At 41.2% G+C, this 22,211-nt stretch carries 17 protein-coding genes; 3 read left to right on the forward strand and 14 right to left on the reverse strand.

Translation table 11 applies throughout. From position 1 onward, the window contains the following. Positions 1 to 44 precede the first annotated feature (44 nt). Together ABYU67_RS02550 and secA are read right to left on the reverse strand one after the other, a co-directional pair. Entirely contained in the window at positions 45 to 566 is a 522-nt protein-coding gene (locus tag ABYU67_RS02550; protein WP_372843451.1) for a hypothetical protein, read from the reverse strand. Positions 567 to 748: 182 nt separating this feature from the next. Continuing rightward, positions 749 to 3,529, reverse strand: a complete 2,781-nt coding sequence (gene secA / locus ABYU67_RS02555; protein WP_372843452.1) for a preprotein translocase subunit SecA — start codon at positions 3,527 to 3,529, stop codon at positions 749 to 751. A gap of 360 nt (positions 3,530 to 3,889) precedes the next feature. On the opposite strand from secA, the gene mutS reads away from it, so the two are divergent. Both mutS and fdxA read left to right on the forward strand, forming a co-directional pair. Continuing rightward, on the forward strand, positions 3,890 to 6,991 hold the full coding sequence (gene mutS / locus ABYU67_RS02560) for a DNA mismatch repair protein MutS (protein WP_372843453.1): 3,102 nt from the start codon (positions 3,890 to 3,892) through the stop codon (positions 6,989 to 6,991). A 92-nt stretch (positions 6,992 to 7,083) separates the two neighbouring features. Beyond that, positions 7,084 to 7,407 carry a ferredoxin FdxA gene (fdxA, locus tag ABYU67_RS02565; protein ID WP_057758216.1) on the forward strand — a complete coding sequence of 108 codons (324 nt, stop codon included), beginning with the start codon at positions 7,084 to 7,086 and terminating at the stop codon, positions 7,405 to 7,407. Positions 7,408 to 7,513: 106 nt separating this feature from the next. Here fdxA and ABYU67_RS02570 read toward each other — a convergent pair whose 3' ends face one another. Next, positions 7,514 to 7,891, reverse strand: a complete 378-nt coding sequence (locus ABYU67_RS02570; RefSeq protein WP_372843454.1) for a prepilin-type N-terminal cleavage/methylation domain-containing protein — start codon at positions 7,889 to 7,891, stop codon at positions 7,514 to 7,516. Positions 7,892 to 8,144: 253 nt separating this feature from the next. On the opposite strand from ABYU67_RS02570, the gene ABYU67_RS02575 reads away from it, so the two are divergent. Then, positions 8,145 to 9,310 (forward strand): IS3 family transposase gene (locus ABYU67_RS02575; protein WP_372843455.1). Its coding sequence is split into 2 segments (ribosomal slippage): positions 8,145 to 8,400 and positions 8,400 to 9,310, totalling 1,167 coding nucleotides; the frame shifts between segments, so codons are not numbered across the junction. 43 nt (positions 9,311 to 9,353) lie between these two features. On the opposite strand, the gene ABYU67_RS02580 is transcribed toward ABYU67_RS02575, so the two are convergent. From ABYU67_RS02580 to ABYU67_RS02630, 11 genes are all read right to left on the reverse strand, one after another. Next, positions 9,354 to 10,664 (reverse strand): O-antigen ligase family protein, encoded by a 1,311-nt coding sequence (locus ABYU67_RS02580; RefSeq protein ID WP_372843456.1) that lies wholly within the window; start codon positions 10,662 to 10,664, stop codon positions 9,354 to 9,356. A gap of 91 nt (positions 10,665 to 10,755) precedes the next feature. After that, the gene (locus ABYU67_RS02585) at positions 10,756 to 11,151 is read right to left on the reverse strand and encodes a prepilin-type N-terminal cleavage/methylation domain-containing protein (protein WP_372843457.1); all 396 of its coding nucleotides are present in this window, start codon (positions 11,149 to 11,151) and stop codon (positions 10,756 to 10,758) included. A 319-nt stretch (positions 11,152 to 11,470) separates the two neighbouring features. Further along, positions 11,471 to 11,944, reverse strand: coding sequence for a type IV pilin protein (locus tag ABYU67_RS02590; protein ID WP_372843458.1), 474 nt, complete (start codon positions 11,942 to 11,944; stop codon positions 11,471 to 11,473). Beyond that, on the reverse strand, positions 11,944 to 12,516 hold the full coding sequence (locus ABYU67_RS02595) for a type IV pilin protein (protein WP_372843459.1): 573 nt from the start codon (positions 12,514 to 12,516) through the stop codon (positions 11,944 to 11,946). Before ABYU67_RS02595 ends, ABYU67_RS02590 begins: the two co-directional genes overlap by 1 nt. Before the next feature lies 1 nt (position 12,517). Then, positions 12,518 to 16,462 carry a hypothetical protein gene (locus ABYU67_RS02600; RefSeq protein WP_372843460.1) on the reverse strand — a complete coding sequence of 1,315 codons (3,945 nt, stop codon included), beginning with the start codon at positions 16,460 to 16,462 and terminating at the stop codon, positions 12,518 to 12,520. 84 nt (positions 16,463 to 16,546) lie between these two features. After that, complete coding sequence (locus tag ABYU67_RS02605; protein WP_372843461.1) at positions 16,547 to 17,395, reverse strand: hypothetical protein; 849 nt, start codon at positions 17,393 to 17,395, stop codon at positions 16,547 to 16,549. A 49-nt stretch (positions 17,396 to 17,444) separates the two neighbouring features. Further along, positions 17,445 to 18,545, reverse strand: coding sequence for a PilW family protein (locus ABYU67_RS02610; protein WP_372843462.1), 1,101 nt, complete (start codon positions 18,543 to 18,545; stop codon positions 17,445 to 17,447). Next, positions 18,545 to 19,114 (reverse strand): prepilin-type N-terminal cleavage/methylation domain-containing protein, encoded by a 570-nt coding sequence (locus ABYU67_RS02615; RefSeq protein ID WP_372843463.1) that lies wholly within the window; start codon positions 19,112 to 19,114, stop codon positions 18,545 to 18,547. Before ABYU67_RS02615 ends, ABYU67_RS02610 begins: the two co-directional genes overlap by 1 nt. After that, positions 19,111 to 19,602: a Tfp pilus assembly protein FimT/FimU gene (locus ABYU67_RS02620; protein WP_372843464.1), complete on the reverse strand. Its 492-nt coding sequence runs from the start codon at positions 19,600 to 19,602 to the stop codon at positions 19,111 to 19,113. Before ABYU67_RS02620 ends, ABYU67_RS02615 begins: the two co-directional genes overlap by 4 nt. Before the next feature lie 302 nt (positions 19,603 to 19,904). Then, complete coding sequence (locus ABYU67_RS02625) at positions 19,905 to 20,696, reverse strand: ComF family protein (RefSeq protein WP_372843465.1); 792 nt, start codon at positions 20,694 to 20,696, stop codon at positions 19,905 to 19,907. A 42-nt stretch (positions 20,697 to 20,738) separates the two neighbouring features. Beyond that, complete coding sequence (locus ABYU67_RS02630; protein ID WP_372843466.1) at positions 20,739 to 22,157, reverse strand: phospholipase A; 1,419 nt, start codon at positions 22,155 to 22,157, stop codon at positions 20,739 to 20,741. Positions 22,158 to 22,211: the final 54 nt, after the last annotated feature.

Consider the following 22,211-nt stretch of genomic DNA (forward strand, 5'->3'; position numbering starts at 1 on the left):
GTTGCTTTTTTATATTTAGTGACCCATCAATGTTATAGACATTATTAGGTCTTTTTGCATTCATAAGTAGTGACGTTGGTGGTATCAGCGCCAGCGGTACGCATCACACCTGTTTCGCGGTCTTTATGGGCAACGCGCCACTGTACAAAACCTGCAGTCCCATCGATGGCTGTTGCCCCTTCAAATACTTCAGGGTTGGTAGCCTCATTGGTTTTTGTCAAAGTGACTGAGCCTTTAGCCGTCGCAAGCATCACTTGGTTTGTGTCTTTATAGGTTGCTTCGACTTCTAGCTCAGGAGAGCACAAATACGTTATTTGATTGACGCCACTATTCACCGTAGCTACGGTATCATCGGCGACTTCGCTAGCCGGAGCATCGACGACCACATCACTTGGCTCAGCAGGTTCAGCAGACATAGGTACCGCCTGCTCTTCACTAATGCTCTCTTCTAGACTTGGCTCTGTTTCCTGCTTTGGCTGACAGGCAGTTATAGACAGGGCTCCTGCCAATAATGCCGTCACAACCAAAGAGTGACGCCACTGTTTTAATAACGCTACATTCATCATGCTCTCCCAAATAATTATGCTAAACACTATAGCGTGTCCACAAATGCGCGCCTACATTGAATTTGTAAGTAATCAATACAAGCTAAACAATACTTTTATTGAGCAATCAATCTTCAGGGCATAAAAAAGCCCCTATCTATGTCGATAAGGACTCTTTAATCAAGGAATGGGATTAGCTAGCTTTAGATTTTGCCATGACACTGTTTGTACTTTAGGGCTGAACCACATGGGCAAGGAGCATTACGGCTGATGTTCATACCAGCATAGGGGTCGGCACCATTATCGCTACCTGCCATCGCACCTGCTATGCCAGAACCTGCGGCAGCGCCAGCGACATTACGGCTTTGCACGGCAGCTTTTTCTACACCGCCATCCATATTATCGATATCGCTATGCTCAAACTGCATCTGCATATGAGCGGCATTTTCACGTTGCTGTATCTCTAATGCCTCTAGCTCTTCTTTGGTCGGGATATGGACACGTGATAAGTCTTGTACGGTTTCAGACTTGATGGCGCCTAGCATCATTTGGAACAGCTCAAATGACTCACGCTTATACTCTTGCTCAGGGTTTTTTTGCGCATAACCACGCAGATGGATCCCTTTACGCAGCTGATCCATTTGGGTCAAATGCTCTTTCCAGTGCTTATCTAAGCTTTGTAGCATAAAATGACGTTCAAGCTGGGCAGCATCTTTTTCGCCCATCTGCTCACGGCGACTATGATAGTGGTCGATAGCCGTTTGGATGATTTTGGCACGTAAGCCTTCTTCATCTAAGCGGCGATCTTCATCAAGCCAGTCATTAATAGGCATTGTAATCTTAAACTCATTTTCAAGCTCGTCTTCTAGACCATCAATATTCCATTGGTCATCGATAGAACCTGGCGGAATAAACTGGTTAATCATGGCGTTATAGACTTCTTCGTGCATAATCTCAATAGCTTCAAGCAAATCCATCTCTGCCAGCAGATCATCACGCTGACCATAGATAACTTTACGCTGCTCATTGGCAACATCATCATATTTCAACAGATTTTTACGGGCATCAAAATCGCGACTTTCTACTTTACCTTGAGCGTTTTCAATCGACTTTGAGACCATTTTATGTTCAATGGCTTCATCTTCTTGGAGACCCATGGCACGCATCATATTGACGACGCGGTCACCGGCAAAGATACGCATCAAATCATCTTCGAGCGATAAGAAGAAACGTGACATCCCAGGGTCACCTTGACGACCGGCACGACCACGCAGCTGATTATCAATACGGCGTGATTCATGTCGCTCAGAACCAATAATATGCAAACCACCAGCTGCAACGACTTGGTCATGCTTGACTTGCCACTCAGCTTTTAGGCGCGCCATCTCCTCGGTGCTGACCGCATCAACATCTTCGATAAATGATTGCCAGTTACCGCCCAAGATAATATCGGTACCTCGACCTGCCATATTGGTCGCGATCGTCACCGCTTTTGGGCTACCTGCTTGTGCAATAATCTCAGCTTCACGCTCATGCTGCTTAGCGTTTAGTACGTTATGCTTGACGCCTTCTTGGTCGAGCAGGTAAGACAATTCTTCACTGGCTTCAATCGTCGCCGTACCGACTAAGACGGGCGCGCCTTTGGCTTGAATTTCTTGAATCTCGCGAATAATGCCTTTATATTTGCCCAATTTGGTTAAGAAAATTTGATCATCCATATCGATACGAGCAATCGGCTCATGCGTTGGAATCACGATGACATCTAAGTCGTAAGTTGATTTAAATTCTGCCGCTTCGGTATCCGCAGTACCCGTCATACCAGACAGCTTGTCATACAGGCGGAAGTAGTTCTGGAATGTTGTCGTTGCAAGAGTTTGGTTCTCAGCTTGAATCTCAACATTTTCTTTGGCTTCAATCGCTTGATGCAGACCTTCTGACCAGCGGCGGCCAGGCATCGTACGACCAGTATTTTCATCAACGATCACCACTTCGCCATCGTCAACAATATAATGGATATTCTTAACAAAGACATGGTGGGCGCGAATCGCTGCCTGGACGTGAGCCAATAGCGGCAAACGGCTGGGGCTATAAAGACTTTCGTTTTCGCCAAGCTCGCCCACTTGAATCAAGAAGCGCTCGATTTTCTCATAGCCTTTTTCGCTAATCTCGATCTGGCGGTTTTTCTCATCAATCCAAAAATCTTCATCTTCGTTATTCTTATTGGCCTCTTCATCTTTTGAGCGAATCAGCACAGGAATAATAGTATTAATCAGCGCATACATGCGTGATGAATCTTCAGCTTGACCTGAGATAATCAGCGGCGTACGTGCTTCATCAATCAAGATCGAGTCAATCTCATCGATAATACAAAAATTCAATGGGCGCTGTTTTTTCTCTTTTAAGCTAAAGACCATGTTGTCGCGCAGATAATCAAAACCGTACTCATTGTTGGTACCGTAAGTGATATCCGCTTGATAAGCATCGACCTTTTCTTGTGGGGGTTGCTGTGAGTAAATAACGCCAACCGTCATGCCCAAAAAGCCAAATAGCGGACGGTTTAACTCAGCATCACGTGCCGCCAAATAATCGTTGACGGTCACCAAATGCACACCTTTACCACTGATGGCATTCAGATACATCGCCAAGGTGCCCATCAAGGTTTTACCCTCACCGGTTTTCATCTCAGCGATTTTGCCTTCGTGCAAGGTGATACCACCGATCAGCTGCACGTCATAGTGACGCATACCGTTAACACGTAATGACGCCTCGCGGCAGACCGCAAACGCTTCTGGTAATAGAGCATCTAGACTTTCGCCATTTTGGTGTCTAGCTTTAAATTCTTCAGTTTTTTGTTGTAATTGTTCATCAGACAGGGCTTGTATGGTAGCCTCGTGTGCGTTGATTTTGCTGACCACTTTGCGCATACGTTTGAGTTCGCGCTCATTTTTGGTGCCAACGACACTGCCTATAATCTTTGATAACATAATTTTTTGACCTATGGAAATATTCGATAATTAGTGCGCATTAGCCAACGTCTTTCACGCCGTCTTTTCATCATCCGGCTAAGTGCTACACAATGAAGTATCGCCTAATGAAGTATCGCCCAATTCAGTGTGACGTCATTATATATGGTTATGACGCTGATGGATACAAGGGCAGTGAGTAGATATTTGCCGACGTAAAAACCTAGTCGAACGTGTTAAAATAGCGCTCATAGATTGAATCTTCTAAGCTTTTTAATACCCTATCTAACAGGATAACTGATCATCTTTATCCGCCATTTATTCTTATAAAAATAACTATCTCTCCCAATAAATCCATCTAAGCATCATAAGAGACCCTGCATGACCGTTAAGCTATCCGCTCAAAATCCTCATTCAGCTGAACCGTTAGTTATCGGTGATGCTATTTATCACTTGGCGGATCATACGCCGATGATGGTGCAATATCTCACCATGAAAGCCAACTATCCACAAGCGCTACTGTTGTACCGCATGGGTGATTTTTATGAGTTATTTTTTGATGATGCCAAGCGCGCGGCACAAATACTAGACATTACCTTGACTCGCCGTGGTACCGATAAAGCTGGCAATACCATTGCGATGGCGGGTGTGCCGTTCCATGCTGCTGATAGCTATATGGCACGGCTGATTGCGGCTGGTCAAACGGTAGTAGTCTGTGAGCAAATTGACGAATCCGCCACTGACGTGGCCAATGCACATAACCCGTCTACAGCTCCGACTATGGGCGATAAACAGAAAAAAGATAAGAGTAAATCTGCTGCTGGCACTATCATGCGCCGTGAAGTGGTGAAAACCCTGACCGCTGGGACAATTACTGATGATGCTTTAATTGCGCCCAATCACACCCCGACCGTCGTTGCCATTGATATCGACATCCCTAAATCGAACAGCAAACAACCTGTGCAAGCTGCCATTAGCCAAATGGACTTGGCCGCTGGCACGCTGACCACCCAAACACTTAGCGCGCATCATGGTGATATTGAAGGTTTGCAAACTCAAATGCTCACGGTGCTGGCACGCTTTGCGCCAAGTGAATGTATCATTAGTGAGGCACTTGGAAGCGGTTTTGATAGTAGTTTTAATAGTGATGCTAGCAAGAGTGAAAACTGGCTACTGTGGCTACGGCAACATCTTGACTGCCCTATTATCGAAGTGGCGGTTAGTGACTTTCATCGTGAACATGCCAGCGCCACCCTTTGCCAGCAGTTTGACGTCCAACGCCTTGATGGACTTGGAATCCATGACGCACCCCTAGCACAATCTAGCTGTGCCGCATTGATACATTATGCGCAGCAAACTCAGCAGCGCCATGTACCACAGCTCAATCAGCTGATCGTTGAATATAGCGATGATTATTTAATCATCGATGCCAATAGTCAGCAAAATCTTGAGCTATTTACCCCCGTTAGCAGCAATGGCACGTCATTGATATCAGTGCTCAATCATTGTCAAACGCCGATGGGTCGTCGCCTACTGGTGCAGCAAATGAAACGCCCCTTGCGTCAGCATGCGCGTATTAATCTGCGTTTGGATGCGATAGCTAGTCTATTACAGATAAATAGTCAATCTGGCGCAAATAAGCAGGTTAATGAAAACTTAGAAATTACTTCATTAGTCACTAGCCTGCGCGAAACTTTGAATACCATCGGTGATATTGAGCGTATTAGTAGCCGTATCGGGCTGATGAGTGCCAAGCCGCGTGATTTGCGTAAACTGGCTGATGGTATTGCTAGTGGCGCCCAGCTTAATACCTTACTGGTAGCTGCAGGTATTAGCCACGAGCAGGCAGGACTGCTGCCCATGCTGATGCAGCAATTACCTGCGCAACTGCCTGCTGTACAATCCATAGCCGAGCTGATTGAGCACGCCATTATCATAGAACCACCTGCCCATATCCGTGACGGCGGTATGCTAGCAGCTGGCTATGATGCTGAGTTTGATCGCTTGACGCATTTGCATGACAATATCCAAGCAACCTTGGATGAGATGGTAGAACGCGCGCGTCAGGAGAGCCAGTTGCCTAGCCTAAAAGTTGGCTTTAATAAAGTCAGCGGTTTTTATTTTGAATTACCCAAAACGCAGGCAAAGAATGCACCAGCGCATTTTATTCGGCGGCAAACGCTAAAAAGTAGCGAGCGCTTTATCACTGATGAGCTAAAGGCAGTCGAAACTGAATATCTAAGCGCGCAAAGCTTAGCGTTGACTCGCGAAAAACAGCTATATCACCAAATTTTAACTGAACTCGGTAACCATCTAGCCGAACTGCAACAACTGAGCGCTGCTATCGCGCAGATAGATGTGCTCAGTAATTGGGCGCAGCTTGCTATTATTTATAATTGGCAGCGACCAGTGATGAGCAATGACTCAAAAAATGACAGTTATGCAAAAATTAACAGCCAGACCAGTATCGACATTAAAGCAGGTCGTCATGTGGTTGTCGAAGCAGCGCTAAATCCTGTGCATACCCATAGCAATACTCCTGCTAAGCATAGTAGCCATTTTGTCGCCAATGACTGTGCGCTTGGCAGTCATACGAACCCTGAGCGCTTATTAATGATTACTGGTCCTAATATGGGCGGTAAATCGACCTATATGCGTCAAACCGCCCTGATTGTCATGCTTGCTCATTGCGGCAGCTTTGTGCCCGCAGCCAGCGCTCATATCGGTGATATCGACCGTATTTTTACCCGTATCGGCTCAGCTGATGATCTGGCAGGCGGCAAATCAACCTTTATGGTTGAGATGATTGAAACCGCTAATATCCTTAATCAAGCAACCAATAAATCGCTCGTACTTATGGATGAAGTCGGACGCGGCACCGCTACTACTGATGGACTAGCGATTGCCCATGCTTGTGTCAACAGACTACTTGATATTGGCTGCCTGACATTATTTGCCACTCACTACTTTGAGCTGACAAAATTGGCGCAAAATAACGCAGAAAAGAATATAGAAAATAATGCAAGCAATCATGCCAATATTCGCAACGTCCATGTCGCTGCTAGTGAAGTCGATGGTCAGTTATTACTACTGCACCAAATCCGTGAAGGCGCAGCAAGTTCTAGCTTTGGTCTGCATGTGGCAAAAATGGCAGGGATTCCTACACAAGTACTGGATGATGCCAAGCGCTACTTAGCAGATAACTTAACATTAGACCCTATTAAAGTAGAAAACGTGAGAACTCTTGATGACAAAAATGAATTAGCTAAGTCAGTAAATGATAAATGCGATCATATCAATTGTCATAGAACAGATAAATATAATAGGAGCCGTACCAACCAATCTCAAATAACGACTGATATTCCACAGCAAAATCAGCTATTTAACTTGCAGGATGAGCTAAAAGCAATCAACCCTGACAACCTAACACCAAAGCAAGCGCATGATTTACTCTATCATTTGAAGAAAATCATTAGTCACTAAAGGGAATTGTTAAATTAACTCAAAAGCGCTAAAATATGCCTTATTTTTAATCTATTCTATTTCGCCCAATCCAATAACAGGTAGACAGTACTATGACTTTTGTCGTTACAGATAACTGCATTCTTTGCAAATACACCGACTGTGTGGAAGTCTGTCCTGTGGACTGCTTTTATGAAGGCCCGAACTTCCTTGTCATCGATCCTGATGAGTGCATCGACTGCGCGCTATGCGAGCCTGAATGTCCTGCTAATGCGATCTTCTCAGAAGATGAAGTGCCAAAAGGACAAGAGATGTTCACCCAGCTAAATGAGGAGCTGGCGCAAAAATGGCCAAATATCACAGAGATGAAGGGGCAGATGCCTGAAGCTGAAAAGTGGGATGGTGTCGAGGGTAAAATTCAGTATTTAGAGAAATAGTTAATTTTTTAAAACACATAGATATATTTAGATCATAAAAAACCACCTAATAGCGATGTGCTGCTAGGTGGTTTTTTTATTGTACGTACGAAAATAAAATTAGAACTTAAGGTAATATTAAGCAAGGTGTGCCACTAGGAATATCGCATTCGATACGAGCGTTGGAAGGTACTTTTGCAACAGCCTCAATCTTTCGCCAATTCTTTAATGTCCATCCTGTAGCATCAGTAATAGATTGACAAGAACTTAAATTAGGAGATGTAGGACGAGTATTGTTATCTTCATCATTCAATAAAATAAAAACCTCATTACCATAACTTTTTGCTTCTGATAAACAAGCATTAACTTTTGCTTTATTTGAGTAAACCTGATACGCAGGTGTAGCAATGGCTGCTAGTATTCCGATGATGGCAATCACAATCATCAACTCGATCAAGGTAAACCCTGACTGATTACTAAGGTGGCGATCCAAAGGTAATAACATTATAGCCACCAATCAGTATTTTAAAAGATACCTTAACATTGCATATACTATGCCACTGATATTCTATTACTTATAGGGCTATAGAGCTGATACTTTGTGTCGCAATATCCCCATCAATAAATCTTTACGCTATGTTATAAATTTATCCCAATTTATAACTGATAACCATATACCCAAAAACGCGGCGGTGAGCTATGCTGAAGAAACCGTACAACTAAACTTGGTAAACTAAGCGTATTAATCGGAGTTTATCATGACCAAGAAAATAAGAACCTACAGTGACGAATTTAAAGCAGAAGCTGTCAAGAAGATATCAGACAATAATGGCAATATCTCGGCTACCGCAAAGCAGCTTGGCATTGCCATGCAAACGCTCTCAAATTGGCATAACAAAGCCAATCAAGGCAAGCTTGTCGGCACAGATCAATATGATCCTGATCTTATGAGTGCTCTTCAAGAAATAAAGCAGCTCAAGCGGCAGCTTAAAGTGGCTGAAGAGGAGCGCGAGATCTTAAAAAAGGCGACGGCGTACTTTGCCAAGCACAGTTAGTGAAGTACGCCTTTATCAAGGATAACCAGAAGATATTTAGCATAACCACTATGTGCCGTGTGTTAAGGGTTAAGCCCTCAAGCTATTACGACTGGATTAGTCGTGACATCAGTGACCAGCAGATACATCGCAACCAGTCTGAATTACTAGTTAAAGCGGCTCACAGTGAAACGAAAGAACGTTATGGCGTAGATCGACTGCATGCTCATCTAAGCGAGCAAGGCCACAACATTAGCCTGTATATGGTAAGAAGCATCAAAGAGCAACACGGCATTAAATGTCGTCGTCATAAGCGCTTTAAAGTGACCACCGACTCTAATCACAACAAGCTAGTTTATCCGAATGTGCTGGATCAGCAGTTTGATGCTAAGCGCCCTAATGAGTCTTGGGTGAGCGATATTACTTATATCTGGACAAATGAGGGCTGGCTGTACTTAGCAGGAGTGAAAGATTTATATACCAAAGAGTTGGTCGGTTACGCTATCAACAAACGCATGACTGCTGACTTAGTTTGCAAAGCACTAAGTATGGCAATCAAAAACAAACGGCCTAATAAAGGATTAATTGTGCATTCAGACAGAGGTAGTCAATACTGTAGCCATGCGTATCATAAGATCATTAAACAGCATCAATTTACAGGCTCAATGAGCGCTAAAGGTAATTGCTTCGACAATGCACCCATAGAAAGCTTCTGGGGCACTTTAAAGAACGAGCTGGTATATCATCAGGATTATAAGACTAGATTTGCAGCGATCAACGATATTATTAGATACATCGAGCTGTACTACAATCAGACTAGAATTCAAAAGGGTTTGGGTTATAAATCGCCAAGACAGGTGTGGTTTGATTATTATCGTCAAGCTGCGTAATTAAAATCTCCCAAGTTTGGTTCTACGGATTTGACGACAGTGGTCACGGTGTGATGGGTGTCTCTGATGATAAAGCACTAGTATTACTTAAAATATAAATGAACCAGATACTTATTACCAAGTAAATTAGCACTGGTAGTAGGTGATGCGTAACACTCTGTCGTTGCTTAATTATCTGATTAAAATCACTAGAATAAGAAAACGCAGGGTTTTTTAATAAGAAAATAGATAACCATAAGAGTGCCATTTGAGTGACCGGATAAACATATACACCTGAAAAGAATAAATCCGTACTAACTGCTAGAAGTGCAGCCATAACGAAATAACGCTGAGATTGTGACCAGTCAATTTGTTTTATTATCATCAAGACGACGTAAATTAAAAACCCAAAACCTAATAGCCCCGTTTCGGTTAATACTTGGATAAATAGATTATGAGGATGGGCAGATAAGTTTGGATGCTGTTCTAACTGATAAAAGCCGCAGCCTATGATTGGATGCTGTAACCAACACTCATAAGCATTCATCCAGAGTTCAATCCGTCCACTCGACGATTCACGAGCAACCTGTAAACTCATCCCATTACCACCGCTTGTATTAGCGAAGCTAGCAACATAAGTGACTGATAGATAGGCAAGCCATGATGCTGCATATATAAAAATAAAATGCCAACGTACCTGACGATATGCAATACTCACTATCGCAATAAATAGCGTATAAGCGATAGTTGCCGAGCGCCCACCATCTAAAAGAATAGCAAAAAAAGCCAAAAATAATAATAATAAGTACAAGTAACGGTAAGCTTGTTTAGTCATAAAGAACCAAACAGCAAAAATAGACACGATCAAAAAATAACTATCGTAAACGCGAATATTCCATGTCAATGGATACCAAATAGCCTGATAAGCACCTGTATTAACGTAGTCCCATAGAGAAAAAGGCAGTTGTATAAACATCGTCAAACTTGCTAAAACGATTATTTTACTAGTGAGCTGGCGATAGTCTAAAAACTTAAAACACTGGTATAAAAGGTAAGCTAAGAGCAACTCAATAATAACAAAAGCAGGCTGCGCCCAAAATAAACTACCGATAGCAATAAAGGTTAAAAAAAATAACTCGACTTTTGAGATAGAAAGACGATTATAAGATAAGGTACTCAATCCCAACACTAATAATAGGATTATTTGAATAAATTTATATTCATTATAAAACGTATAGTCACTACGTGTGGTAAGACCAAATACAAATACTAATAAATATAGGGCTATCAGCAGCTCTTTATTTATTAGCGGGATAATGTGTTCACGAATCGATTGTAAGTTTTTCTTCCTGTCAAGAGAAATTTTTCTAAGCATATAATTTGATTCAACATTAATAATATTATAAAAAAAGCCAAACTTTATGTTTGGCCTTTAAAAATTATACTAGATTTTGCGTTACTAAATGCTAGCTTTCCATCTTACATGATGCACTTGTTTCAACATCGCAAATAACTTTCTTTCCTGTACCATCTTTTGGCGTTGATTCAGCGACTGCAACAGTTTTGACAGTAGTAGCAGTCAAAGGAGCAGTGATTGCAGCGGCAGCAGCCGTTTTATAACTGATAGTCCCACAATGTGGTAAGTCAGCTGTAACTGGGATGTTTGCTGCATTGGGAGTTTCTGCAATCTTCTCTGTTACAACTAAGCTCGATAGCGACTTCATTTCCGACAAACAGCTAGCATCACGAGTTTTTTTAGTATAATTCTGATAAGCTGGTAATGCGATTGCAGCTAGGATACCAATAATAGCAACAACGATCATTAGTTCGATTAAGGTAAAACCTTTTTGAGCAGTGTTCATATGAACTCCTTTTTGGGTATATAAAGAAAATTGGCTAATAGCGCTTTTTATCTTTAAGGATATAATCTATTTTTCTCTTATTATAATTAATGCATATAGCATGCCAAAATAATCCCTTATAGTATATATGTACCTTAATCAGCCCGCTAAACTTGTTACTCCTGCCTAATAGGTTACTATTACCATGATAACTGACACTAGATGTTACGGGTTCCCTACTATAATTTGTCACTTTATATAAAAATTGGTGCTTAATAATAAATTCACCTGACAATTTTTGTCAGGTGAATTCATTATTAAATAATATTAATTTGAATAATCAGTTCCAGTTCTCACCTGTACAAGGAGTAATAGTTGTTCGGCATTTTAATCCTTGATAATCTAAAGTAAGATTTCCATCACCTGCCATCTGCTGATTGGTTTTAGCCGTAGCCGTAATGATCCATTTAGAGGTCAGTTCGTTGTTAGGTGGGGATAATGGTATAGGGTTGATAGTGACATCATATAATGCAATCCCTTGTATAGGATACGCCTTAGCAAAATCTGTTTTGACTTTGGTACTGATATTGCTATAACTCCCTTGTGCTAACTTGCGGCTCTGTATGATTGAAGCAATATTTTGCATCTCATTCATCATGTCAACACGCTTAGTTTTAATAACATATTGTTGATACCTAGGATAAGCAATAGCAGCAAGGATACCGATAATAGCGACGACGATCATCAGCTCTATCAAAGTAAATCCACGCTGTGGCTGATTTAGAAAGAGTGTTGCCTCGCTATTAGTACTCATCACCATTCTCCTTGATTGGTTCCACAGTCATCATCACTTATCTTTACCTTAGTGGTATTTTGACAGCTTAGACCCATACTAGATAACATAAAATAATTAGCATTTTTAGTAATGCCAGAATCCTTTGGTTCAGCAAGCATTTTCCAGCTTCTACCTGTTGTATTATCAATATCTGTAGCGCTAGTAGGTACCAATGAGCTGCCAGTATTAGCTCCATCTACTAAGGTAATCTGATAACGATAATTTGTCGAATCACTTCCCTGAGGTACATAAATAGTTTTATTACTATCGTCATACTTATAAGTTACCGTACTATTATTAGAAACTACTGGCGGTTTAAAGCCTTTATAGGTTAATGCTGATGCTCGCCAACGATTTAACTGAATTTGTAATTGAAGCATTTTTGCTTGTACCTCACGCTCAGCGTTAAGGACGGCATAGCGACGATAGCTTGGAATAGCAATAGCTGCTAGTATGCCTATAATAGCGACTACTACCATCAGCTCAATCAAAGTAAAGCCTGATGAGGATGATGGTAGCCTAAGAGTAGATTTCTTTAAGTACGCTTTCATATTACTTGTCCTTTTCGTACATCTCATACCATCTTTTCGGTATAAACTTGTACTTCTCATATCCAAGCGTACTATCACTCGTTGCTTTACCGTTAGTAGCGACTACATTATTGGATTTACCACCACTTCCTGTCGTGCCATCATTTACTATTGTATTATTAGTAACTTGTAGACCTGCTTTATTAGTTTGATTAAGCCCGCCCGAACCAGCATCATAATCATTACGATTTGCCACTTTGACCTGTTCCTCTAACGACTGGTTGCCGATGAGCATTTTCACGTTGCGTTTGTCTTTACTATAAGCACCCAATGTTAGCTCTTGTATTCCTTTGCCAGCACGCGTATATCCTGCCGTTCCATCAAGTGACTTCTCATCTTCACATACTCCATAAGGCATACAGTATACTTGTCGTTCTGACCCTCCCACTACTCTAGCAGAACAGTTGTCAGTCTGATCATAAACCATTTCAGGACTGAAGGCTGTGGTATATAAGCGATTACCATAAGCTAAAGGCTCTCCGACCGATTTAATACCTGATAAGTTACTATAGCCGTCGAAATTCGTCAGGGGGTAGCGCCAACCTGCATTGTCATAAAGATAACGTTTACTAGTAGTGTTATATGTACCCTTAGCGATTGTCTCAAGCACTGTCTTGCGATTTGTCAAATTTTTCAGCGTATTATTTTGTTTAAAAGGTAAGCTGAGCAAATCATTAGCTGTTTTTTCTCTTGTAATTAGTTCTGAATCGGTATATCTAAATAAGCCAGATTGAGCAATATCATAATCAAATAAATTGAACAGATAATTAGGAGTGGTTGTATTTCTTAACATAGATAGCGGCGTACTCCGATCCCCCGATGCTACTGTCACCGACGCAAATATCTCTTGGTAAGGGCTGGTGTAGAAGCTAACAATGGGTCTTTCATAAAATCGATAAGGCAGTGTCTGTCCAGAACTCGCATCGAGTACTCTGACCACTCGTTTAATCAGACTAGCATTCGCCACACCTGTATTCAGATCAACACGATAAACACTACCGCCCAAGTCGGCATAATAGAGATGATCGATATTGCCATCATCATCGCGATCTAAGGCAGTGACTCCAGCAACTACACTATGATTCATACTTGCAACCTTGGTATGATTTGAACCAGTGTCATCACTACTACCTGAGATAGACGATATGATACTGCCATCACTAGCATCTAATATATAAACTGCGTTGCCTTCAGCCTGTTTTTTAGAATCACAGCTAGTGTTATTGCCATTAGTTCTTAATGTGAAACTTGGATTCTCATAGCACATATCGTAGCCACCAGCGACGATAACCACCTCTTTAGACTCATATTTCGTTCCTTTCTTGACTCGAATTTTTGCAACCGTAGGTTCACTCCATACTTGACCTAAACGAGAAAACCCAGAGTTACTTGGGGTTTTAGCAAATAAAAATGTGGGTTTATCAGATGCATTAAGATTTAAGCCATATATTCCTTTGCCACCCATTCTCAGACCGCCATAAGCCTTTACAGATATTGCTTTTACTTTTTTCGTGGTGCCTGAAAAGTCATACTCTAACACTGAGCTACTCGTCCACGGTGCATCAACACCAAATACCGTCCTACCTACAGCCCCTTCACTATCTGCTTTGAGTGCCTTTAGCTGTTCCTTAATGATAGTTTTAGGAATAAAAGCAAATGCTTCTTCGCCTTTTTCTGCGGATACTAAGTGCAATGCACCATCCATAGAACCAAACATGATGTAATCATCACGTTTAGACTCATCATTGGATATTTCTCCATTATCGTCAAATGTCGCGCCATAAGATACCTGTTTTGGCTTTGAATGCACTACTCCACCTAGTACTTTTACTTCTTGCGTTGGCGGAGTTTTCACGATGGTATTAAACGCTGCTGCTTGTGTAGCTACTGTTGTCAAAGCAGTAATAGTTGATTCAGCATCTACTGGGACGTTATAACCCAAAAAAGATAACAAATATAACTTTTCTTTAACACCATAATCACTATCTAGTTGCTCAAACCCTTGTACATTACCGTTCTCTACTTTGATATTAACCAACTTAGCACTGCTGCCAGTACCGCTTTCAACATATACATTACGGGTACTATTAGCATTAGTTCCAGCAGTTGGTGCTTTTAGGCGTGCATAAGCACCCCCTGCATAAATCGCATTGTTGACGCTAGCGCCTTTATCATTTTTATAATCTTGATTACTCCATAAATCCTGAGCTGTTTTACTCAAGTCATCTGGGAAGCCATCATTATCTTCATCTACATACAATCTAGAAGACTCTGTAAATGGGAATGTGGACTTACCATATAAAGTACCTTGATAGACGTTATATTTCTTTAAATTACCAGGCCAGACGTATTTTGAGTCTGCTATTTTTGGCTCAAGCATAGGTAGATAAGCAAAAGGCTGTAGATTGGTAGAGCTGAGCGGATCGTTAGGAATAGTGATAGTGCCTGATGGAGCAGTCTCTATGATTTGAGTCAATTTAGCCGCAAAACTAGTTACACTGGCAGCGAGGCTGTCTGCATCTGTCGTATAATAAAAGCCACCACCACCGTATGCTTCACTACCCAACTTACATAAATTCTTTACGTCATTAGAGAGACTGTTTCCAGGAACCTCAGGCGTATCACAATAGTAAACTGTTTTTCCGGCGCTATCTACTGAGGTCTTAATTCCAGCAAACTCTTTGCCAAAGCCTACAGTTGCAGTCAATATGGAACGCTTGGCAGGGTTGTTAACATTACGTAGTAGCTTAGAGTATTCTCCCATACATGACCAAGCGCTATTAGCATTAGTATTCGACAAGCCTCCAGAACAGCTTTGATCTAGTCTTAATGAGCTACCGTTTCCTGTAAGACTTAAATTCATCAAATCAGAGGAGATCTTATTTGATGAAGCATTAGGCACACCATCAGTTAAAAAGTAAATACCATAACCGCTGCATTGTGAGTCTGAGATAGGTGCTTTATAATTAAGAAAATTATTGTCTGAGTTTTTAGTATTTTGAGCTGACGCTATATAGCCACTCTCAGCAGTATCTTTTACTACGGTGACCTTCTGATTCTTTTTAAGGTAATAACGGACATGGTTCTGTTCTGTCCAAAAGTCATCAACCCCTCCAGGTATGATACTTTTAGCCATATTATCGTTAGCTACGGATGATTCATCTCTTTGATCTATGGCAGCACTAAGTTCGGTATAGCTGCCCTCATTACAATTAAGAATAGGAATAGTGGCAGTGGTACTTTTGGAAGTAAGGGTTGTTACATTAGAAGAGTTGCTATCACATTTTTCTATAACATATGTTCCTCTAATCTTGGTTATTCTTCCCAGCACTTTATAGACATTTTGCGTACCCTCTACACTAGTAATCGTACTTGTACCCATCATATAAGCCCCTGCTTCTGCATAGGCATTGGCAGCTGGTGTATTACCACTCGCCCTAAAACCTCTTATAGCATTAATCAGTAAACTACGTTGAGCCTCATCAAGCTTACGTGCTGGTACAAGAATACTACCTGCTTTACCATCGACACTTCCATCACCGTCTTTATCAACAGAGTACTGACCCAAGCCAATCATATTGTTGCTTGATAATATATAATTTTGATTACTATCTTTTTTTTCAAGCAGTTCGACTAAAGAGTTTTTCAAGATAGTGAGACGAGATTGCGTACCAAAATCTACCGTACTCATAGATCCTGAAGTATCAAGCATCAGAGTCAGCACAGCACCGCCCGATTCTGCTGCTTTATATATCTCCAAATCCCCAAGATTATTTCTACCAGCGTTGACAGGTATGGTGATCAGGGAGAGCGCAACTGCGTAGCATAACGGCAACATCAAAGGCTTAACAATCTGATTAAGTTTAGAGCACCGTAACTGTTGGCTTATATTATTTTTTAAAATCATAATGAGTACTCTCTTTTAATAACAGATATTAAAGTGATTAAGTGTCCAAGCTATCTATGACTGATTTTTCTCATCAGCCCTACCCTATTTAGGGCTACCATTAACATCAACACCTACTAACTTTTGACAGCCTTCATCTATTTTGCCGTTGCCTACACCAAATCCATAACAAACTGTATTATCAATGACATTCTTTACATAAGCTTGCTGTACTAGTGTTTTGGCAGCGATACCTTCATCTTTCATACACTCATCCATAGATTTAGTATTGCCACCATCATTAGGAGCAATGGGCTTTTTCAAACAGTTATTTATCTGACTTTTACTAGCGTTCGATATGCTGGGTAATATGGATGTAGAACGAATATCAAAAACAGCGGATTGATTTGCAGGCTTATTAGCCTGTATGCCAGATCCTTGTGTCACTGACTTAAACCCCCCTTGACCTACGACTGCTCTTGATGGACGAGTGATATTGACCTGTGTGACCACATTACTGCGGGCACTAGCATAGCTCTCGGACTTTGATATGTCACAGTAGCCGCTACTTGATGTCATAACCAGATTACCATTAGGCTTTACGATACTGGCTTGGCTCAATTGAGCAAAACTAGCTAGGCGCGGGTTATAACAAAAAACATACTGGTCGTCTCGATTTGTACTACCGATTTCAGAAAGATAGTAACCAAACATCCCACTACCTTTGATGACTGCATCCTTATAATCCTGATCTGTATCATTATCGAAAATTTTCTCAATACGTTTATTAGCACTATCCGATGAGTTTAATAGAAAGGTATCTACTTGATCAGCTGTGGCCACTTTTAGGTCAGTTGTACTTCTCTTAACCGCTATGATACCTACCAAAGTAATCAGCATTAGGAATAATAGTACGACGATAAGAGTAACGCCTTCCTGTGATTTTTTACTCATCTCATTAACCCTCTTTCAGTTAGCTTACACACTAAACATACTAGATACCTCATATGGCATTTTCTTTAATAGCTCTTGAGTTTCTTAACATTATATTTGATTCATATACTCTGCGAATAAAAGCGTTAGAGGTATTCGAAGATAAAGCTCGTTTGACGCCAAAAATTTCAAATTGTGACGACCCAGCTTCTCCTGTTAGTGGACGTTCTGCTCGTACTAGAGCAGATAGCTTTACAGATATAATGTTCGTCGTAATGGCTGAGTCAACTGCTAAACTCTTTAAAAATATTATGTATTGTTCAGGCGTAAAGTATCTTAAAGCAACTGAAGGAGTTGATGTATTTACAACTTCCACACCTAATAGGACATCAAAATGATCCACTCTCGGAATAACCACTTCTCCCGCATCTCCAAAATCCCTTATATTTCTACTATCCTTCAATATCGCATTATCATCAACGCTTTGCAGAGTCAGCTCTGCTGAGTTTAAACTCTCTTTTACATATCTTCCTGCATCACAACGCAGCTGATAGCTTTTGATGTTAGATTCATATTTAGCCTTATCGCCCTGAGCTACCTCACTCAAAAAATATCTTTGAATAATAACTTGTCCAGGTATTATCTCTAAACGACCATCACGATCTATCTCTATAGGACCTCGAACTAAAGTCCCTTCACAGTCATACATATCTTGTGGAGCTTCATATTGGATAGTTAATTGCGAGCTTTTTATATCAACAATATTACTGGTTTGGATTCCACTTTTAGTTAGATATTGATCTGTAATATCAAGACTACCGGCAGAGGTTTTTGTACCACCCATTTTAATGCCGTTCATATTGTTTTTAGATTTGTCTGTTTGGGCTGGATTCACAAGACTGGTATCGCTGGTCATAACCACACCAGCTAAAGGGGTAAGAGGATTATTGCTATCCGCCATTCCTAAATTACTAAGCCTGATGCTTTTTTCAATATTTTGAATACCGAAAATACTCGCTTCTAATATATCTGAACCGCCCGATTGTATGCTACTGGTTTTTATACTTGTCAAATAAACCTGCATTACTGCCGCTGAGATGAGAAGACCCAAGGTTAGGGAAATCATAAGTTCAATTAATGAAAAGCCATTTTGGATATGTTTTGGCTGCATTAGTATGACTCCATAATCAAACAGTCAGAACCTGCATGGTAAATACCAGATGCATCAGCACAAGTTTTATTACTATCTGAGCTAGTCCCTAAAACTGGCTGCGTACCATTCCATGAAGTAATAATGCATTGACGCAGTTGTTTGTTTAAGGTATTTGGGCAAGTAACCATATTCAATAAGACACTATTATCACAAGCCTGTCGCATGGCATTCCAGCTATTGTATTTACTCAACTGTTCTGCCGTACATGACTCACTATCACAGTTTTTTGTAGCACTACCAGCTCTGTATTCTTGGACAGCTATACAATAAGTCTTTGAAGCAGATACTTTGCCTAAAACACTTTGGATATCCTGTTGATAAGTTGATATATTATTGGGGTTTAGTCGTAAATCTTCAGATAGTCCGCGCATCACCGTATTAGTATTTGCAATCAATACACTATCGTCTGTGGCTTTCACTGACACCATATTTAATGCGCTAAAACCTAAGACAGCAACTGCCAACAGTAGCAAAGCTACCATAACCTCAACCAATCCGACGCCACTTTGTTTAGTAAACATATTCATGTACATGTTCCCTCTGACTTAATACTAATAACTGCTGTAGCACTTACTACTACTTTTAAAGGGCTAGCAGCAGTACTGCTATCGCAGATAGTATAGACAGTAGCGTTTGCAACTTTATTTGGCTTAAATTGGGTGGTACTGCTATCTGATTTGACAGTGCTTCTGATACTATATTTATAGCTTGAGAGAGTGCTTTTTACTTCACTAGAAACTACATGCTGAATTTTAATTGTCTTTTTACTAACATCTAAGATTACTGTTAATGGCTGACGACGAATAATACTCTCTACCTTCGCTTCTTTCAGTGCATTTTCTAAGGTTGAAGCCGTCGACTTAACTCGCTGATTCGCAAGCTGAGTACTGATACTAGGCGCAGCAATACCGACAATAATAGCAAGCACAGCAACCGTTACCATCAGCTCAATGAGGGTAAACCCTGAGTCAGTCATACGTAATTTTTGTGGTAGATACTTACCCGATGCGTTCACGTCAAATCCCTATATAGCTGCTGGCATGTTCAATCAGGACTGACTTTACAGTCGTAATGGCTACCTAAGAGTTAAGCAGGCTTTAATATAAAATAGTTAACTATAGCCATGCAATTTTTGTTCCACAAAGTAAGTTGTCTAGTCAGCGCAAAGGCTTTACTGCTATACCCGTAAATCAGGCTAGTTAACGGCTATAGGCAACCTATGTTTATAATCTATGTCATAGTTAATATAACGCGGGAGTAAATCATTAGCAACATAATAGCAACATAATAGTCATTGCCAATAAGCTTTATTAGCATCTATGACTGACTACCATGCGCTAGCGCATAAGCCCATAGATGATATTTATTATTAGAAGATATTGAAGGATCATTTGACAGAGTGCGAGCTAAAGCTTGTAGACTTGCCCCCGTCGTTGCCACATCATCAAATAAGATAAGGCGTTTAACGGCAGCAGGTGCTGATAAGGTAAAGGCGTTGTCTAGATTACTTAAACGCTCAGCACGGGTGAGTCCTTGTTGACTGACGGTATTATCAATGCGCTTGACACCTTTCCATAGAGGAATGTCCCAGTGCTTAGATAAATGCGCGGCTAAAATACTGACAGGATCAAAACCACGTTTGATAAGACGCTCATCGGTCGTTGGCATAGCGACAATCACACTATTATCATGATGGCAACCATGAGGCCGTGGTAGCTGACGCAGCACATGCAACAATAACGGCAGTTTGGTCATATCCTCATGATGTTTAAAGGCTCTAATAGCTTGACGTATTGGATAATCGTAATAGGTCGCTGCTCGAATGGTAAGCGTCCTACCAGCAGTAATATCCACTTCGAATGGTTTAGGCAACCATGTAATACTATTATGGCAGCTCGTGCATAGCAGTCCGCTACTAAAGCGTTGATGAAATTGCTCAATGATCTTGGTAAAAGATGAATGCTGATCTGATAAGGAAGGACGTAATAATGATTGAGTTGGTGAGAGCTTCGATTGCGGGGTACTACGATAAACGGCACATAACTGGCAGCGTATATTGAGATACTCTGCCAGCCATAGTCCGGCTTGATAAGGGGCTAAGTGATGCATGACTTGCTGCCACTATAGACACCCTTGTTTAGAACGCTAATATTAGAGCCCTTTCCAATCATTGAGTACAATACCAAAGCCAATAGCGGTATTCTCATGGTTATAATCAACGATAGACTCGCCATACCCTTGGAACAGCTGTACAAAGCCATTAACGTTTTTGGTCAATGGATAAATATAATCGATTTGCGCCGCGCCTTTATTGGTGCCTGGATTATAGCGAAGCGTACCACTTAGGCTTTGCTGGCTCGGCAAATCATATAAGAACTTGATATCACCATAACCCATAAAATCTTCGATATCTGGATTGTCTTCGCTGCTACTGTCTTCGTTATTTACGCGCGCCCATAGGCGTGGTATGACAGATAACTTGCCCCACTCTGCCCCTGCCATCACATAAGCACGGTTCCATGAGCGCGATAATGGATCATCTTGACCGTTTGAGTGGTGTATAGCCCCTGCTCCGAGCATACGTAGTCGTCCACCAAAAGGCAGATTTGCTGTCACAGGCTGAGTCAAAAATATCTCTGGCTGGTAATCGGTTGCTCGAAATGGTCGTGAATTGTCTTCATTATAAACCTGCCAATGCGACTCTTGCGTATAACCAAACCATAAGTCAGCATTGGTATTAAACAAATCTTCTGCAACTTTGGTCTTTAATGACAATTGAAACTTTAAATCCGTATTACGAGTGTCATTAGACGTAAAAGGTTTTTCTGGTTGAGGTCTAGTAGGTGTATTTGGGCTTAAATTGGGATCAAAGGTATAAAACAGCGGCATAAGATAAGTTGGACGATAAGGTCTGACCGTCCATGTCCCCCGTTCACTGTTTTTATCAAGATCATATGCCAAGCTTAGCGGCGTATATTTTTCAATATCGGCCTGAGTCACCCCAACACTTTCTAATACCTCTGCTTCTCTTTGCGTCAGTCCAACTGTATCTAAACTTTCGGTTTCAGCGGGCGCAGTTGTCTCACTATCTTGTGGATAATTGCTTGAAACCTTTTTAGCAATGACATTGCCATTGGCAGTAATGGTACTGGTTTCTTCAGCGAGTATGACTTGCGGTTTACCTGACAGCGTACTGATCACTGTTTTTGCCAAATCTACTGGCTGTTTGCTTGTGACATAGCTTGGTGTCTTGCCTTGTTCTGCAACCTTATCAAAGCATGCCAAGCGGGCAGCGCTGACTTGTACTTGAGTACATTCAAAGAACAATGCGGTCTGCTGAGCGACAAAATCTTCGCTTACAGCATTGCCATTTTGTTCAGCGATCATGGTATTGATAGGCGGTAAGCTCTTCGTCTGATCTTCATCCGCAGCCTGTGCTTGCATGGTAAAAAAAGTGAGGGCGGCGCCAACGGCGATATGTAAAGAGCACTTAGTCGTTTGCAGTGTTGTTTTTTTTAAAATTTCAAGCTTATCTACCGATGGGCGCTGCAAAGTAATATGGGAAAACATAAATATCCTTTATTCCACTGATCATTACTGTCAATAGAATATATGAGGTGATTG

The organism is Psychrobacter sp. (genome assembly GCF_041554015.1).
Lineage (GTDB): Bacteria > Pseudomonadota > Gammaproteobacteria > Pseudomonadales > Moraxellaceae > Psychrobacter.

Coding starts and splice junctions, on each gene's coding strand:
- ABYU67_RS02585 (WP_372843457.1), bottom strand. CDS start 11,151: ATGAACACTGCTCAAAAAGGTTTTACCTTAATCGAACTAATGATCGTT.
- ABYU67_RS02630 (WP_372843466.1), bottom strand. CDS start 22,157: ATGTTTTCCCATATTACTTTGCAGCGCCCATCGGTAGATAAGCTTGAA.
- ABYU67_RS02590 (WP_372843458.1), bottom strand. CDS start 11,944: ATGAGTACTAATAGCGAGGCAACACTCTTTCTAAATCAGCCACAGCGT.
- ABYU67_RS02615 (WP_372843463.1), bottom strand. CDS start 19,114: ATGAATATGTTTACTAAACAAAGTGGCGTCGGATTGGTTGAGGTTATG.
- ABYU67_RS02570 (WP_372843454.1), bottom strand. CDS start 7,891: ATGTTATTACCTTTGGATCGCCACCTTAGTAATCAGTCAGGGTTTACC.
- ABYU67_RS02605 (WP_372843461.1), bottom strand. CDS start 17,395: ATGAGTAAAAAATCACAGGAAGGCGTTACTCTTATCGTCGTACTATTA.
- fdxA (WP_057758216.1), top strand. CDS start 7,084: ATGACTTTTGTCGTTACAGATAACTGCATTCTTTGCAAATACACCGAC.
- secA (WP_372843452.1), bottom strand. CDS start 3,529: ATGTTATCAAAGATTATAGGCAGTGTCGTTGGCACCAAAAATGAGCGC.
- ABYU67_RS02610 (WP_372843462.1), bottom strand. CDS start 18,545: ATGCAGCCAAAACATATCCAAAATGGCTTTTCATTAATTGAACTTATG.
- ABYU67_RS02550 (WP_372843451.1), bottom strand. CDS start 566: ATGATGAATGTAGCGTTATTAAAACAGTGGCGTCACTCTTTGGTTGTG.
- ABYU67_RS02625 (WP_372843465.1), bottom strand. CDS start 20,696: ATGCATCACTTAGCCCCTTATCAAGCCGGACTATGGCTGGCAGAGTAT.
- ABYU67_RS02595 (WP_372843459.1), bottom strand. CDS start 12,516: ATGAAAGCGTACTTAAAGAAATCTACTCTTAGGCTACCATCATCCTCA.
- mutS (WP_372843453.1), top strand. CDS start 3,890: ATGACCGTTAAGCTATCCGCTCAAAATCCTCATTCAGCTGAACCGTTA.
- ABYU67_RS02600 (WP_372843460.1), bottom strand. CDS start 16,462: ATGATTTTAAAAAATAATATAAGCCAACAGTTACGGTGCTCTAAACTT.
- ABYU67_RS02580 (WP_372843456.1), bottom strand. CDS start 10,664: ATGCTTAGAAAAATTTCTCTTGACAGGAAGAAAAACTTACAATCGATT.